The sequence below is a fragment of the Sphingomonas sp. FUKUSWIS1 genome, from assembly GCF_000733135.1.
GTDB lineage: Bacteria > Pseudomonadota > Alphaproteobacteria > Sphingomonadales > Sphingomonadaceae > Sphingomonas > Sphingomonas aerolata.
Genome location: NZ_JPJC01000120.1, coordinates 63,830 through 76,418 on the forward strand (window position 1 = coordinate 63,830; position 12,589 = coordinate 76,418).

A 12,589-nucleotide genomic window follows, 5' to 3' on the forward strand; every position below is an offset into this window, starting at 1 on the left:
ATCGCGAACAGCAGCGACAATTCCTCCGCGCTCGCGATCAGGTCGTAGAGCGTGTCGAGATACCAGCCGAGCTGCGACACGCCGTAGAAGACGCCGCTCAGGATCAGCTCGGCCGCGACCAGCTGTCCGATCGACAATTCGCCGCGCAGGATCAGATTGCCGCCGAGCGCGAGCAGCGCCGCACTGGCAAAGGCATAGAGCAGCAGGAAGGCCACGGTCTGCGCGAAGCTGTAGCGGAAATAGCGTTCGTGCCGGTCAACATAGGTTGCAGTGACGGCTTCGGACCGATCCATCGCGAAATCGAGATGGCGGCTGGATTTGTAGAAGCCGTTCGATCCGCCCAGGCTTTCAAGCCAGCGGGCGGCCTCATGCTTGGCGTGGCTGAGCGCGACCGCGGAGCGGATCGATCCGCGCGACCAGATCGTCCAGATCGCGAGCACCAGCAGGATCAGCAGGGCGTTGAACGCGAGGAAGAAGGGGTGGTAGAAGCTCGTCACGACCAGCCCGACCGCGGACTGGAGGATGATCGTGAACGCCCCGATCACCAGGCTCGGCACCGCCTTCTGCACCACGACGAGATCGAAATAGCGGTTGAACAGGTCGCCGCGATTCTGATCGGCGAAGAAGGGGTTCTGCGCGTGGACGGCGCGTTCGGTGATTTCGGCGACGACGCGCGCGAAGAACCGCCGTTCGAACAGCGCCATGACCCAGAAGCGCATCGCGCTGAGCCCGGCCACGAACAGCAGCAGCACGAGCAACAGCCCGGCCAGCGTCCATAACGGTGCGGGCAGCGCGGTGTTGGCGACGCTGTTGATCAGCAGCTGCACCGAGATCGGCGTGGCGAGCGACAACAGGCTGATCGCGACGCCGTACACCATTGCGAGGCGGAGATAGGGCGTATCGGGTGCAACGATCTCGCCCAGCCAGCCGCGCGCTTCACGCCATCCGATTCGTTTGCCTGCCACCTGCGTCATCCAACTGCTCGAGCCCGCAATTAGAATCGCCGCACAGCCTTATTGATGCAACTACGGGGCGGCTATATCGTCGATAGGATAAACCTATGGGCCGACCGCGCGCAACAGGTCGGCGATCAGGTGATAGGCGGGAGCACGGCCCGCGCCGATGCGCCACAGGAGCGCGATCTCGCGATATTGGCGACCTTGGTTGAACGGCCGCACGGTTACGTCGTCGCCGTCGCGCACTTCCTGGCGGACATAGAGCTCGGGCAGCAGGGCCAGTCCCATGCCCATCCCGGCCATCTGCCGGATCGCGTCGAGACTGGTGCCCTCGTAATCATTGAGCACGACCGCGCCGACTTCGCCGGCGATCGCGGCGACCTGTTGCGCGAGGCGATAGTCCGCGACGAGCGTCAGCAGGTTCTGGCCGCGCAGATCGGCCATCTCGATTCCAGCCTTGGGGGCCAGCGGATGGTCCGCCGCCATCGCCAGATACAGCGCCTCACGGAACAGACGCTCGGTGTGGAATCCGCGCCCGGCGACCGGCAGCTGTGCGAGGATCAGGTCGTGGTCACCCGCCGCGAGTCCCGCGGTCAGCGCGGAGGGCAGGCCTTCGCGGACATGGATGCGCAGCGTCGGATGGTCACGGTGCAGACGCGCGACGAAGGTCGGTAGCAGATAGGCGCCGAGCGTCGGCGATACGCCCAGCCGGATCGTCCCGACCAGCGCGTCCGCTGAAGCGACGCGCACTTCCTCCAGGTCCGCAAGGTCGAACAGGATCCGACGCGCGCGCTCGAGAAGCTCGCGGCCAAGCGGCGTCGGGATCGCAGGCCCGCCGCGCTCAAAGAGCGGCGCACCGAGAATCGTCTCGAGCGCGCGGATCTGTTGCGAGAGCGACGGCTGCGACACGCCCATCCGTTCGGCCGCGCGGGTGAAGCTGCCGTTTTCGGCAAGCGCGACGAAATAGCTGAGCTGGCGGATGGTGGTCCTGGGGCGATGCATGCGTCATCCTATCGCGCCCGAGCCGGCCGTGCGCACCTGTTATCGCGTCATCGCCCGGTGCGGCGATCAGGTCAGCCAGCCCCCGGTAAACCCCGCGCGCTGCAACCCGCGGCGGATATGCGGATTGCAGCGCATGGTCGTCCAGACGAGGCCGGTGCGCCAATTCTCCATCATGACCACGATCGCGCCCTGGTCGATGCCAAGATAATCGTCGTCCACCCACCCCGCAGCGGGATTGACGCTGCCATGCTTGAGCGGCACCGACGTGGCCGTCAGCGTCGGGTTGAACGAATCGAGAAAGCCGTATTTGCCGTAGATGCGGGCGCCGTAGCGGGCGTGCATCGTCTCGATCGCACGGCTCGACAATTCGGGTTCGAACGCGATCGATGCCGCCGCCGCGGTCGGGGCCAGCGTCCCGTCGTCCCGGTCGCCGACGCCGCGGGCTGCATAGCTGAAGAATTCTCGGCGGCGGCCACCGATGTCGATGGCGAAATCGCCGGGGCCGTCACACGCGGTGAGCCCCCAGACGTCGGGGCCATAGCCTACCCAGCCTTCGGGGTTGGTGATCGCATAGGCGCGCTGCGCGCGGACGGCGCGGCGGCTGTTCTCGAAATAATCGATGCCCTTCGCCGTCATGTAGCGGTCGCGAATACCGCGGAAGTCGATCCAGCAATGGCTGTACTGATGGATGAACAGCGCGGGAAACTGGACGTGCGGCTCGCCGCCCCAGCGGTCGCCCCACTGCGCGTCGAACCGGCTCGTCCACGCATCCCAGCTCTCTGCCGGCAGCGCGTGCGTCGGCGAGCCGAGCGCGAGGATATAGAGCAGCAGGCCTTCGTTGTAGATGTTCCAGTCATGCGGGATGAAGCCGCTTTCGGGATGCCAGCCCATCGCCATGAACGGTGCACGCGGGGTGATCCAGGTCCAGTCGATCGCGGCATAGAGCTGGTCCGCCAGCGCACGGATCCGGACGTCGCCCGGATGTTCGGTATCGAACCAGCTCTGTGCGAACAGCACCCCGCCGATCAGCAGCGCAGTGTCGATTGTCGACAGTTCGGCCCGCGCGAAGCGGTGACCCTTGGTCCTGCCGAGGAAATGGTAGAACAGGCCCTTGAAGCCGCTGTCGTCGCTGCGGCTGTCGCCCTGCGGGGCGGCCGCGAAGAATTCGAGCGTGGCCAGGGTCCGCGCGCGCGCCTGGTCGCGCGTGATCCAGCCATTCTCGACCCCGATCGGATAGGCGGTGAGCGCGAAGCCGACCGCGGCGATCGACGCGAAGGACGGGGTCGGCCAACGATCGGGTGCAAGACCCGTGACGGGATCGGTCGTGTCCCAGAAATAGCGGAAGCTGCGGTGATGGAGGTCCGCGAGCAAGGCGCTCGGCATCGGCGTGGCGATGGTCCCGGGGCGGGGTAGGGGCGCGCTGGGGAGGGGAGCACTGGGGCGGAACGGCGCGGCGCAGCCGGCCATGAGTCCCGCCAGGCCGAGCGTGCTGTGGCCCAGCATCTGCCTGCGATCGATCATGATATCCTTCGGGTCTGGTCTTCAAAAAAAAGCGGGGGCGTGGCTGGGCCACGTCCCCCGGGGGCAGGTCAGAAGGAGAAACCCGCCGACAATTTGACCGTGCGCGGAGCGTTGCCGCCCGTGCTGTAGGTCGACCGCCGACCGTAATTCGGATCAAGCGGGCTGTTGTTGAAATCGACGTAATTGCGGTCGTTCATCACGTTCAGGATATCGAGCCGCATGCGGATCCTGGTCTGATCGGAGATGAAGCCGAGCGGGACATATTTCGTGAACGCGAAATCGAGCTGTCGGCGACCCCAGAGATCGCCAAGGCCATCGGCCTCGCGCCCGACCAGCGTTCGCGAGAACGGATCCGAATTGTCGATGAACGCCTTGAGATAGATCGGCGATTCGATCTGGAACTTGGTCGAGATCGTCACCCCGATCGGCGTATCGACGCTGCCCGCGATGACGAACCGGTGACGCGGCACGCCCGACGAGCGCAAGGTCGGATAATCGGAGAGCTGGGCGAAATCGAGCGAATATGTTTCGCCGAACTGGCGGTTCTCGTCGGCCTGCGTGTAGGTGTAGGTCGCGTCGATGCTCCACGGCGAGGCCGCCGAATAGGTCTTGGTCAGCTTGAAATAGACGGCATCGGAATTGGTCTTCAGGCCATTGGTGCCGAGAATGATCGACCCGAAGCCGTTCGGCGAGAAGGAGAACGGCGACTGCGGTACGTCGGTCGGGTTGGCCGGATCGTTGAAGAAGAAGCTTCCATCGGGGCGGCGGTTGCCGAGCAGGAATGCGAACCCGTCATTGCTCTCGATATGCGTGAAGCCCAGTTCGAGTTCGACCGGCGAGAAACGGCCGCGCAGACCGAGGCTGAACTGGTCCGAATAGGGCAGCTTCAGGTCGTTGTTCATCATGACGATCGCGCGGCCGCCGCCGCTCGCAGAGGTTGCCAGCTGCTGACGTCCGGCCTCGGTCAGGTAGACCGGATCCCATGCGATACAGGTCTGGCTCGGCACGCAGGGGTTGAGTGAATCATTGCCGATGAAGTTGAACGTGCGGACCTGATACGCGCCCTGGCTGACCTCCTGCTGCAGGAAGTCGAACTGGTTGCGATCATAGGAGCGGCCATAGCCCCCGAACATCGAGAAGCGTCCGGCTTCGTCGAAGCGATAGGTGAAGCCCAGCCGCGGCTGCCACGCACCCTTGAACGCCTTCCGGTTGTTGCCGGTCGAGATATAGTCGTTGATGTCGTAGTCGGCGCCAGTGAGGTTGCCGTAATTGGCGGGTGACACTGCTGCGACATTCTCTGCCGAGGTGGCATAATCGAGATAGGCCGGCGTCCGCTCATAATCCCAGCGCAGGCCAAGATTGAGCGTTAGGTGATCGGTGACGTCCCAATCATCTTGCGCATAGAAACCGATCTGGAAATTGTTCGACCGGACGTTGGGATTGCCCGCCGCGACGGCGGCGCCGAACTGGAGCTGGTAGGGCAGCGTGTCGTTGAAGGCGACGCCGGGGATTGCGTTGACGTCATAGGTATATTGCGGGTTGGTCAGGTTCTGCTCGCGCGTGTTGAGCTTCACCCATTTCGCCTTGGCGCCGACCTTGATCGTGTGCCCCTGAAGGCCGGTGAAGGTGAAATCGTCCTGGACGGTCCAGCCCTTCTGACCCTTGGTCTGGAAATTGCCACCGGCGCCGGCGCGAAGCAGATCGGTGCGCTGCGTGCCGCTGCCGATCCGCTGCGTCGCCTGGAAGAACTGCGTGATGCCGTCGGTCGCGGGCGTCGGCGAGAAGACCACATCCTCATACGAGACGCGCGCGTCGTTGATCCAAGTATTTCCCGTATGCTGCCAGCGCAGCAGGCCGCGCTTGTCGACGACCTTGTTCAGCGTCGACGTGCTCGCGGCGTTGATGCCCGTCGCGTTCTGCAGCCCGGATTCGTTGCGATATTTGCCCGACAGCTCGATCAGATCATTGTCGGTCGGCACGATATCGATCTTGCCGAAGTACAGGTCTTCCTTGAACCGCTGCGCGAAGGTACCGAAATCGTCCCGATATTGTTCGGGGATCGACGCGACCGGATAGCCGTTCTCGGGTCGCACGTCGTACGGGCTGGTGATGCGCTTGCCTTCATAGGTGAAGAAGAAGTGCGCCTTGTCCTTGATGATCGGGCCGCCCAGGGCCGCGCCGAACTGCTTGTTGCTCGTGTCCACCTTCGGGATCGTGGTCGGGAAAATCTCGCTCGGGCGACGGTCGCGCAGCTTCTGGTTGGTGTAATCGAAGAAGCCCTCGCCGTGGAATTCGTTCGTGCCCGACTTGGTCACCGCGGTGATCGCGACCGAGCTGACCTGGTCGAACTCCGCCTTGTAGTTGGACGACAGCACCTGATACTCGCCGATGCCGAGCTGCGGGAAGGGGTTGCCGGGCGACGAATCCTGGCCGGTGATGCCGTTCTTGAGGACGTAATCCTTCTGGCTGACGCCATCGACGAAGACGTTCACGGTGCGGCTGTCCTGGCCGCCGCCCTGGATGCGCGACGCGCCGCTGGCGTCCTCAATGAAGCGGACGCCCGGTGCGAGATCGGCGAAGGCAAGGAAGTTGCGGTTGTTCTGCGGCAGTTGCTCGATCAGCCGCTGTGTGATGTTGCTGCCGACCTGGCCGCCAGACAGCGAGCGGATCCGGTTGCCGGTGACGACGATCTCGTCGCCCGTGCCGCCGGCCGCCGGGGTCGCCCCGGTGTCCGCCGTCGGATCGGGTTCGGCACCGGGCGTGGCCGGCTGCGTGGCGGGGGGCGTCGCGGCGCTCGACAGGTCGAGGTCGAGCCCGGCGCTCTGCCCGACGCGCAGCGTGAAGCTGTCGGAATTGCGCATACCGGTGCGCTGCTTGATCTCGAGGCGATAGGTGCCTGCGCGCAGCGACGCGAAGTTGTAGCCGCCAGCGGCGTCAGCGGGCACCGTGCGACGCAGGCCGGTCGCGACCTCGACCGCGGTGACCTCGACGACCGGATTGTCCGCCGGCGCGGTGATCGTGCCGCGTAACGACGCCTGGCCGACCTGGGCGGCTGCCGGCGCTGGGGCGAACAGCACCCCGCCGGACAGCGCCGTCAGCGAAAGCGCTGCCGCACGCAACATCATCTTGGTCATGGTCGTTCCCCTGTTCCCGATTGATCGGGTGTCTCGTTGTGGATTGTGGATAGAAATGCGTTGGGTCGTGCCGGGTCGGGCTGGCCGGTCGATTCCCGTATGACGACGACCGGGACGCGCTGCTCGGGTAGGCCATCGTCCTGCCCGGCAATCGCGCCTGCCAGCCGTGCGACGCCGCGCGCACCGAAGGCCGCGATGTCGATGCTTGCGGTGGTCAGCGACGGCGTGATGAGCCGGGCGAGCGGGATGTCGTCGAAACCGGCGATCGCAATCTGCTCCGGAACGGCAATCCCGGCCCGTTTCAGCGTCATCATCGCGCCGATCGCCATCATGTCGTTCGCGGCGAAGATCGCATCCGCGTCGCACCCCTCGTCGAGAAGGGTCGCGGCGGCGGCGATGCCCGAGGGTTCGTTGAAGTCCCCCTGCAGGATGCGCAGCGCGACGCCCGCACGCGCGCAGGCGTCGCGCGCGCCGCGACACCGTTCCTCCGCATCGATATTCCCCTCTGGGCCGGTGATATGGACCAGCCGGCGGCGGCCGGTCGCGATCAGATGCTCGACGATCGCGGCGGCGCCGGCGGCGTTGTCGATGCGCAGTTCGGCGCGACCGGGTTGCCCCGGCGCACAGTTCAGCAGCACCGCGGGCATGTCGCGCGGCAGGTGCGCGAGCAGCTCGTCCGCCGCGACCTGAGGGGCCATCACCAGCAGCCCGTCGACCCGACCGCGCATCGCGTTCAGCGCCGCCACACCGCGCGCCGCGTCGCCGTGCATCCTCATCAGCATCAGGTACAGCCCGCGCTCCGACGCCTCGCGGTCCATACCGCGGAGCAGTTCGGAGAAGAATTCGCCGTGGAGATCGGGGATCACCACGCCGATCATGCCAGAGCGGGCCGAGCTCAGGTGTCGCGCCGCGGCATGCGGGACATAGCCGAGCCGCGTCGCGACCTCCTCGATATGCTTGCGCAATTCGGGGCGGACGCTGGCGAGCCCGTTCATCGCGCGCGACACGGTCGCCACCGACACCGCCGCCTCGCGGGCAATATCACGGATCGTGGCGTGCGACATGGCTGGTCAGGATCCCCTCTGGCGTCGGCCGTCGTTCGCGGCTGGAAATGTTGTTCTTGATGTAACCGGTTACATGATCCACAAACGGGGATCAAGAACCTTGCAACGATCATCAGCCCGGTGGAGCCGGGCGGTCGAAACAGGCACGGACAAAGGGTTAGCGGATGACGGCGGCGACGATGGTACAACGGATGATTTCACGACGGGCGATGATCATGGGGGCCGGGGCGGTGACCGCCTGGGCGGCGAACCCCGCGCGCGCGCTGCTGCAGCAGACGGCACAGCCGCGTGCCCTGCCCGCATCGGTCGAAGCCGTGCTTGCGCGCATGACCGTCGTCGAGAAGGCCGGGCAGTTGACGCTGATGGCGGCGGCCTGGGCGGGGGGGGCGGCGACCGCGCTCAACCCCGCGGGCGGGTCGTCGAGTTTCGACGAACAGCTCGCGCAGGTCCGCGCCGGGCGTCTGGGCGGGGTGTTCAACGGCAATGGCGCGGTGATGGCACAGCGGATGCAGACCGCTGCGATGCGCCAGTCGCGATTGAAGATCCCGCTGCTGTTCGCCGCCGACGTGATCCACGGGCTGCGGACCGTGTTTCCGGTCCCGCTGGCAGAGGCGGCAAGCTTCGATCCCGAACTTGCACGGCGTACCGCCCGGGCCGCGGGGGCCGAGGCGGCGGCATCGGGGATCGACTGGACGTTCGCGCCGATGGTCGATGTCGCGCGCGACGCGCGCTGGGGCCGTGGTGTTGAGGGGGCGGGCGAGGATGTCCTGCTCGGCCGGATGATGGCGGCCGCGCGGGTCCGCGGGTTCCAGGGCGAGCGGGGACTGGCGGCGTCGGACGCGGTCGCGGCGTGCGCCAAGCATTTCGCCGCCTATGGCGCGGGCGAAGCCGGGCTCGACTACAACACGGTGGACGTGTCCGAGCGTACGCTGCGCGAGGTGTATTTCCCGCCGTTCCAGTCGGCCTTCGCCGCCGGGGCTGCGACGACGATGGCGGCGTTCAACGAGATTTCGGGCGTTCCGGCGACCGCGAATGCGTGGCTGCTGACGCAGATCCTGCGCCGTGAATGGGGCTTTGGCGGGCTGGTCGTGTCCGACTATACCGGTGACGAGGAGCTGATCGCGCACGGTTTTGCGACGGATGCGCGCGAAGCGACCAAGCTCGCCTTCATGGCCGGCGTCGACATGAGCATGCAAAGCGGGTTCTACTTGGCGCATCTGCCGGCGCTCGTCGCGGCGGGCGAGGTGCCGATGGCGCGGCTCGACCAGGCGGTCCGCCGCGTCCTCGCGCTCAAGGTCGCGCTCGGACTGTTCGACGATCCGTTCCGGCGGATCGACCCGCGTCGCGAGAAGACGCGGATCCGGACGCGCGAGACGCTGGCGCTGGCCCGCGATGCGGGGGCGCGGTCGATCGTCCTGCTGAAGAATGAGGGCGCATTGCTGCCGCTGCCGCGACAGGGACGGCGGATCGCGCTGATCGGCCCGTTCGCGGCCGGGCAGCACGACCTGATCGGTCCGTGGAACGTGTACGGCACCGACGCCGAAGCGGTCGATCTGGTGACCGGTATCCGGGCCGCAGTGGCCGATCCGGCGCAGGTCAGCGTGACGCCAGGGTCGGGGATCGACGATCCGCTCCCCGGCGGGATTGCCGCAGCCGTGGCCGCCGCACGCGCGGCCGATGTCGTCCTGCTGGCGGTCGGCGAGAGCCAGCGCATGTCGGGCGAGGCGCAGTCGCGGGCGTCGATCGTGATCCCCGCCGCGCAGATGGCGCTGGCCGAGGCGGTGGCCGCGACCGGCACGCCGATCGTCGTGCTGCTGCGTACCGGCCGTGCACTGGTGCTCAGCGAAGCGGTGCTCAAGGCGCCGGCGATCCTCGTCACCTGGTTTCTGGGGTCGCAGGACGGGCCGGCGATCGCCGACATCGTGTTCGGCAAGACCGGGCCGTCGGCGCGGCTGCCCGTTTCCTTTCCGCATGCCACGGGCCAGGAGCCCTATCATTACGACCACAAGAACACCGGACGCCCCAACCCGCCAGGGCCGCTGCTCGAATACAAGGCGCGCTACCGCGAATTCGCCAATGCCGCGCTGTTCCCGTTCGGTCATGGCCTGACCTATGGTGCGATCGAATACGAAGCGCTCGATCTCGGCGCTGCGCGTCTGTCGACCGATGGCGCGCTGACGGTGCGCGCGACGATCGCCAATGGCGGCACGCGCGCCGCCGAAGAGGTCGTGCAGCTCTATATCCGCGATCTCGCGGCCAGCGTGACGCGTCCGGTGCGCGAACTGAAAGCGTTTCGCCGTGTCGCGCTGAAGCCGGGCGAGCGGCAGGTCGTGTCGTTCACGCTGCGTCGCGACGACCTACTCTTCATCGGCCGGGATCTCGTACCGACGGTCGAGCCGGGCCGCTTCCGCCTGTGGATCGCGCCGTCCGCACAGGCTGAGGGTGTATCCGGGGAGTTTCAGCTCGTCTGACGATCGTCGATGCGGTGAGGCCGCCCCTTGTGCGGGCGCGCGTGATCGGGAAAGGCGATGCGGGTGAAGCGGGTCGATCAGCATGGTGGTTCCCCGGCGGCGGCGGGCCGCCTGCGCGCGCCGCTGATGCTGGCGCTGATGCTCGTCGCCGTTGCGGCATTTCGCATCTACACGGCGCAGTATTCGCTCTGGTATGACGAGCTGGCGTCGCTCGAATTCGCCCGCCAGCCCGTGTCGCGGCTGTGGAGCAGCTGGATGCTGCGCGAGACCAACCCGCCACTGTTCTACACGATGCTGTCGGGCTGGATCGCGCTGGTCCGCCAGGATGATGTCGCGGTGCGGCTCCTGCCGATCGGGATCGGGACGGCGGGGATCGGCGCCGCCTATGGGCTAGGGCGAGCGGTCGGGGATGCGAAGGTCGGGCTCCTCGCCGCCGCGCTGCTGTCTCTGTCCGCGCTGGGCACGGATCTGAGCCAACAGCTGCGCGGCTATGCGCTCGCGCAGCTGGCGGTGCTGCTCGCCTGCACTGGCATGGTCCTCTATCTGCGTCGCCGGACACCGGGTGGGCTGGTCCTCTACGGCATTGCGACGCTCATCGGCCTGTATACGCATACGACGGTCGCGCTGTTTGCCGGGTTGGCGGGGGTGGCAATGCTCTGGTTGCTGCGGAGTGACCGACGGGCACAGGCGCGGTGGCTGGCGACGAACGTCGCGGTGCTGGCCGGTTGGGGGTGGTGGGCGATGATCAGCGTCCGCCAGATGACGATGCCCGTGACCAATATCGCGTGGATCGCCACACCGTCCTGGCGCGACGCGGCGGCGATGACCGCACAGGTCTATCTGCCGCTCTTTCCCCATGAGACGGGGATTGCGGGTATGCTGCTGCTGGCGGGCCTGTTCGCCGGGCTCGCAGCGTGTGCGGTGCGCGCGGCGCGACCGGAAGTGCGGCTGCTCGCCGTCCTGACGATCGGCGCGCCGCTACTGCTGTTCGCGATCAGCCAGCGGGTGCCGATATTCCTGCCGCGCACGCTGAGCTGGGCGAGCGGACCAGAGCTGGTGCTCGTGGCGCTCGGTGTGACGCGGATAAGATCGACCCCCGTCGCCCGTGCAAGCGGCGCCATCCTGCTCGGTCTGAGCGCCATCGGCCTGGCGAGCTGGCTGCCCAGCCGTGAGCGCGAGCACTGGCACCAGGCCGTGGCCTTGATTGGAAGCCATCAACCCGCGCTCGTCATCGTCGGCGACGATGCGGTCGCGCTGGCGCTTGATCGCTATCGCTCAAACGCGGAGCTCAAGGGCCCGAGACCGATCGTCGTTCAGTCGGCCTATCGTGAACGCTGGGCCGACGGGCTGTATTCGGGCCCGCATTTGTCGCCCGCCGCCGCGCTTGCGGTGATTCGCGACCGGGGTTGCGGCGCGGTGGTCGAATGGGGACCCTTTCATCCGCCGATACTTGACGATCCGGCGGTGACCGCCCGACCGCTCACCCGTGACACCGCCCCGGCGGTGACGCTGATCGATATCCCGCGGACGCGCCGAGCATGTCGGCCTTGATCTGAAGCCCGTCCACGACCGCAGGACGCCACCTTTTTAAGAGGTGCCGAAGATAGCGACCGGCCTCAGCGGCGGCGTTTGACGAGGATCGCGCGCTCTCCGGTGATCGACGCCTTGAACCCGCCAAACCCGGCCTGCCGGATGGTGATCGCGGTACCGGGCCGGGGTTGCAGCGAGAGCGGTTCGATCGTTTCCCAGACCATGCCGTTCGCCAGTTGCAGCGCGAACCGCGCATAGCTCGCCGGCTTTGCCGTGGTGATCGTGGTCTGCACCTCCGTAACGCGTGTGACGCGATCCGCCTCACCGCCGCCGAGCGGGCTCTGACCGGCATCGGCAAGACCGAATTGCTGGCGTTTGCGCTCGATAACCTTGCCACGATCGAGCGCAAGCAGGTCGCCTGCCTGGCGCGCGCGCGCGATCTGCCCGGCGGTCGTGTCGAAGCAGGCAAGCCGGGCTGCATCGCCCGGTATGTCTCGGCACGCGGCCAGCGCATCCAATGTCTTCGACGAGTCTTCTCTGGCCTGCGCGGCAACAGCCGGGGCGATCGGCAGCGCGCCGCCGAGCAGCGCTGACAGGGCAACAGAGATGGCCGATAACATTCGCATATGATCGCCTTATGAGCTTTGGCTTGGCAGAACCCGGCCTCGGGTTTCGCCATACGACACTATGTTGCGGTTATGTCACGGTGATGTCGCAAACGAAATGAGAAAAGGTCCGAATCGACGATAATTGTTGCAGCGCAATGGCGTGGCTGGATAGATCGTGACCAGAACCGGAAAAACCGGAGAAAATGCACGGTGCATTCACCGGCAACAAAGGGGTGAGACTGTTGAAAAAGGATCGCGTGGGATCAGCGTGGTGGATGACAGGTGACGCCGGGCACCGGAGGA

At 66.6% G+C, this 12,589-nt stretch carries 9 protein-coding genes; 2 read left to right on the forward strand and 7 right to left on the reverse strand.

Annotated elements, in window-relative coordinates; translation table 11 throughout:
• The 5 genes from sphsw_RS18820 to sphsw_RS08615 form a co-directional block, all read right to left on the reverse strand.
• Window positions 1–965 (reverse strand): ABC transporter transmembrane domain-containing protein (locus sphsw_RS18820; RefSeq protein ID WP_042466883.1); only part of this gene is annotated, 965 nt, incomplete at its 3' end.
• 93 nt (window positions 966–1,058) lie between these two features.
• Window positions 1,059–1,958, reverse strand: a complete 900-nt coding sequence (locus sphsw_RS08600) for a hydrogen peroxide-inducible genes activator (protein WP_031440247.1) — start codon at window positions 1,956–1,958, stop codon at window positions 1,059–1,061.
• Window positions 1,959–2,024: 66 nt separating this feature from the next.
• Window positions 2,025–3,479, reverse strand: coding sequence for a glucoamylase family protein (locus tag sphsw_RS08605; RefSeq protein WP_031440248.1), 1,455 nt, complete (start codon window positions 3,477–3,479; stop codon window positions 2,025–2,027).
• Window positions 3,480–3,547: 68 nt separating this feature from the next.
• Window positions 3,548–6,613: a TonB-dependent receptor gene (locus tag sphsw_RS08610; protein WP_042466884.1), complete on the reverse strand. Its 3,066-nt coding sequence runs from the start codon at window positions 6,611–6,613 to the stop codon at window positions 3,548–3,550.
• Window positions 6,610–7,677, reverse strand: a complete 1,068-nt coding sequence (locus sphsw_RS08615; RefSeq protein ID WP_081874234.1) for a LacI family DNA-binding transcriptional regulator — start codon at window positions 7,675–7,677, stop codon at window positions 6,610–6,612. Before sphsw_RS08615 ends, sphsw_RS08610 begins: the two co-directional genes overlap by 4 nt.
• Window positions 7,678–7,841: 164 nt before the next feature.
• On the opposite strand from sphsw_RS08615, the gene sphsw_RS08620 reads away from it, so the two are divergent.
• Together sphsw_RS08620 and sphsw_RS08625 are read left to right on the forward strand one after the other, a co-directional pair.
• Window positions 7,842–10,148 (forward strand): glycoside hydrolase family 3 N-terminal domain-containing protein, encoded by a 2,307-nt coding sequence (locus sphsw_RS08620; protein ID WP_235188332.1) that lies wholly within the window; start codon window positions 7,842–7,844, stop codon window positions 10,146–10,148.
• A 63-nt stretch (window positions 10,149–10,211) separates the two neighbouring features.
• The gene (locus sphsw_RS08625; RefSeq protein WP_160172621.1) at window positions 10,212–11,699 is read left to right on the forward strand and encodes a glycosyltransferase family 39 protein; all 1,488 of its coding nucleotides are present in this window, start codon (window positions 10,212–10,214) and stop codon (window positions 11,697–11,699) included.
• A gap of 65 nt (window positions 11,700–11,764) precedes the next feature.
• On the opposite strand, the gene sphsw_RS08630 is transcribed toward sphsw_RS08625, so the two are convergent.
• Together sphsw_RS08630 and sphsw_RS20370 are read right to left on the reverse strand one after the other, a co-directional pair.
• The gene (locus sphsw_RS08630; RefSeq protein WP_152555446.1) at window positions 11,765–12,304 is read right to left on the reverse strand and encodes a hypothetical protein; all 540 of its coding nucleotides are present in this window, start codon (window positions 12,302–12,304) and stop codon (window positions 11,765–11,767) included.
• Between the two features lie 70 nt (window positions 12,305–12,374).
• On the reverse strand, window positions 12,375–12,589 hold a 215-nt coding region (locus tag sphsw_RS20370; RefSeq protein ID WP_235188333.1), incomplete at its 5' end, for a hypothetical protein.

What these genes read in the sequence shown, in the direction of transcription:
- sphsw_RS08630 (WP_152555446.1), bottom strand. Translation starts at nt 12,304, where the DNA reads ATGCGAATGTTATCGGCCATCTCTGTTGCCCTGTCAGCGCTGCTCGGC.
- sphsw_RS08610 (WP_042466884.1), bottom strand. Translation starts at nt 6,613, where the DNA reads ATGACCAAGATGATGTTGCGTGCGGCAGCGCTTTCGCTGACGGCGCTG.
- sphsw_RS08615 (WP_081874234.1), bottom strand. Translation starts at nt 7,677, where the DNA reads ATGTCGCACGCCACGATCCGTGATATTGCCCGCGAGGCGGCGGTGTCG.
- sphsw_RS08600 (WP_031440247.1), bottom strand. Translation starts at nt 1,958, where the DNA reads ATGCATCGCCCCAGGACCACCATCCGCCAGCTCAGCTATTTCGTCGCG.
- sphsw_RS08605 (WP_031440248.1), bottom strand. Translation starts at nt 3,479, where the DNA reads ATGATCGATCGCAGGCAGATGCTGGGCCACAGCACGCTCGGCCTGGCG.
- sphsw_RS08620 (WP_235188332.1), top strand. Translation starts at nt 7,842, where the DNA reads ATGACGGCGGCGACGATGGTACAACGGATGATTTCACGACGGGCGATG.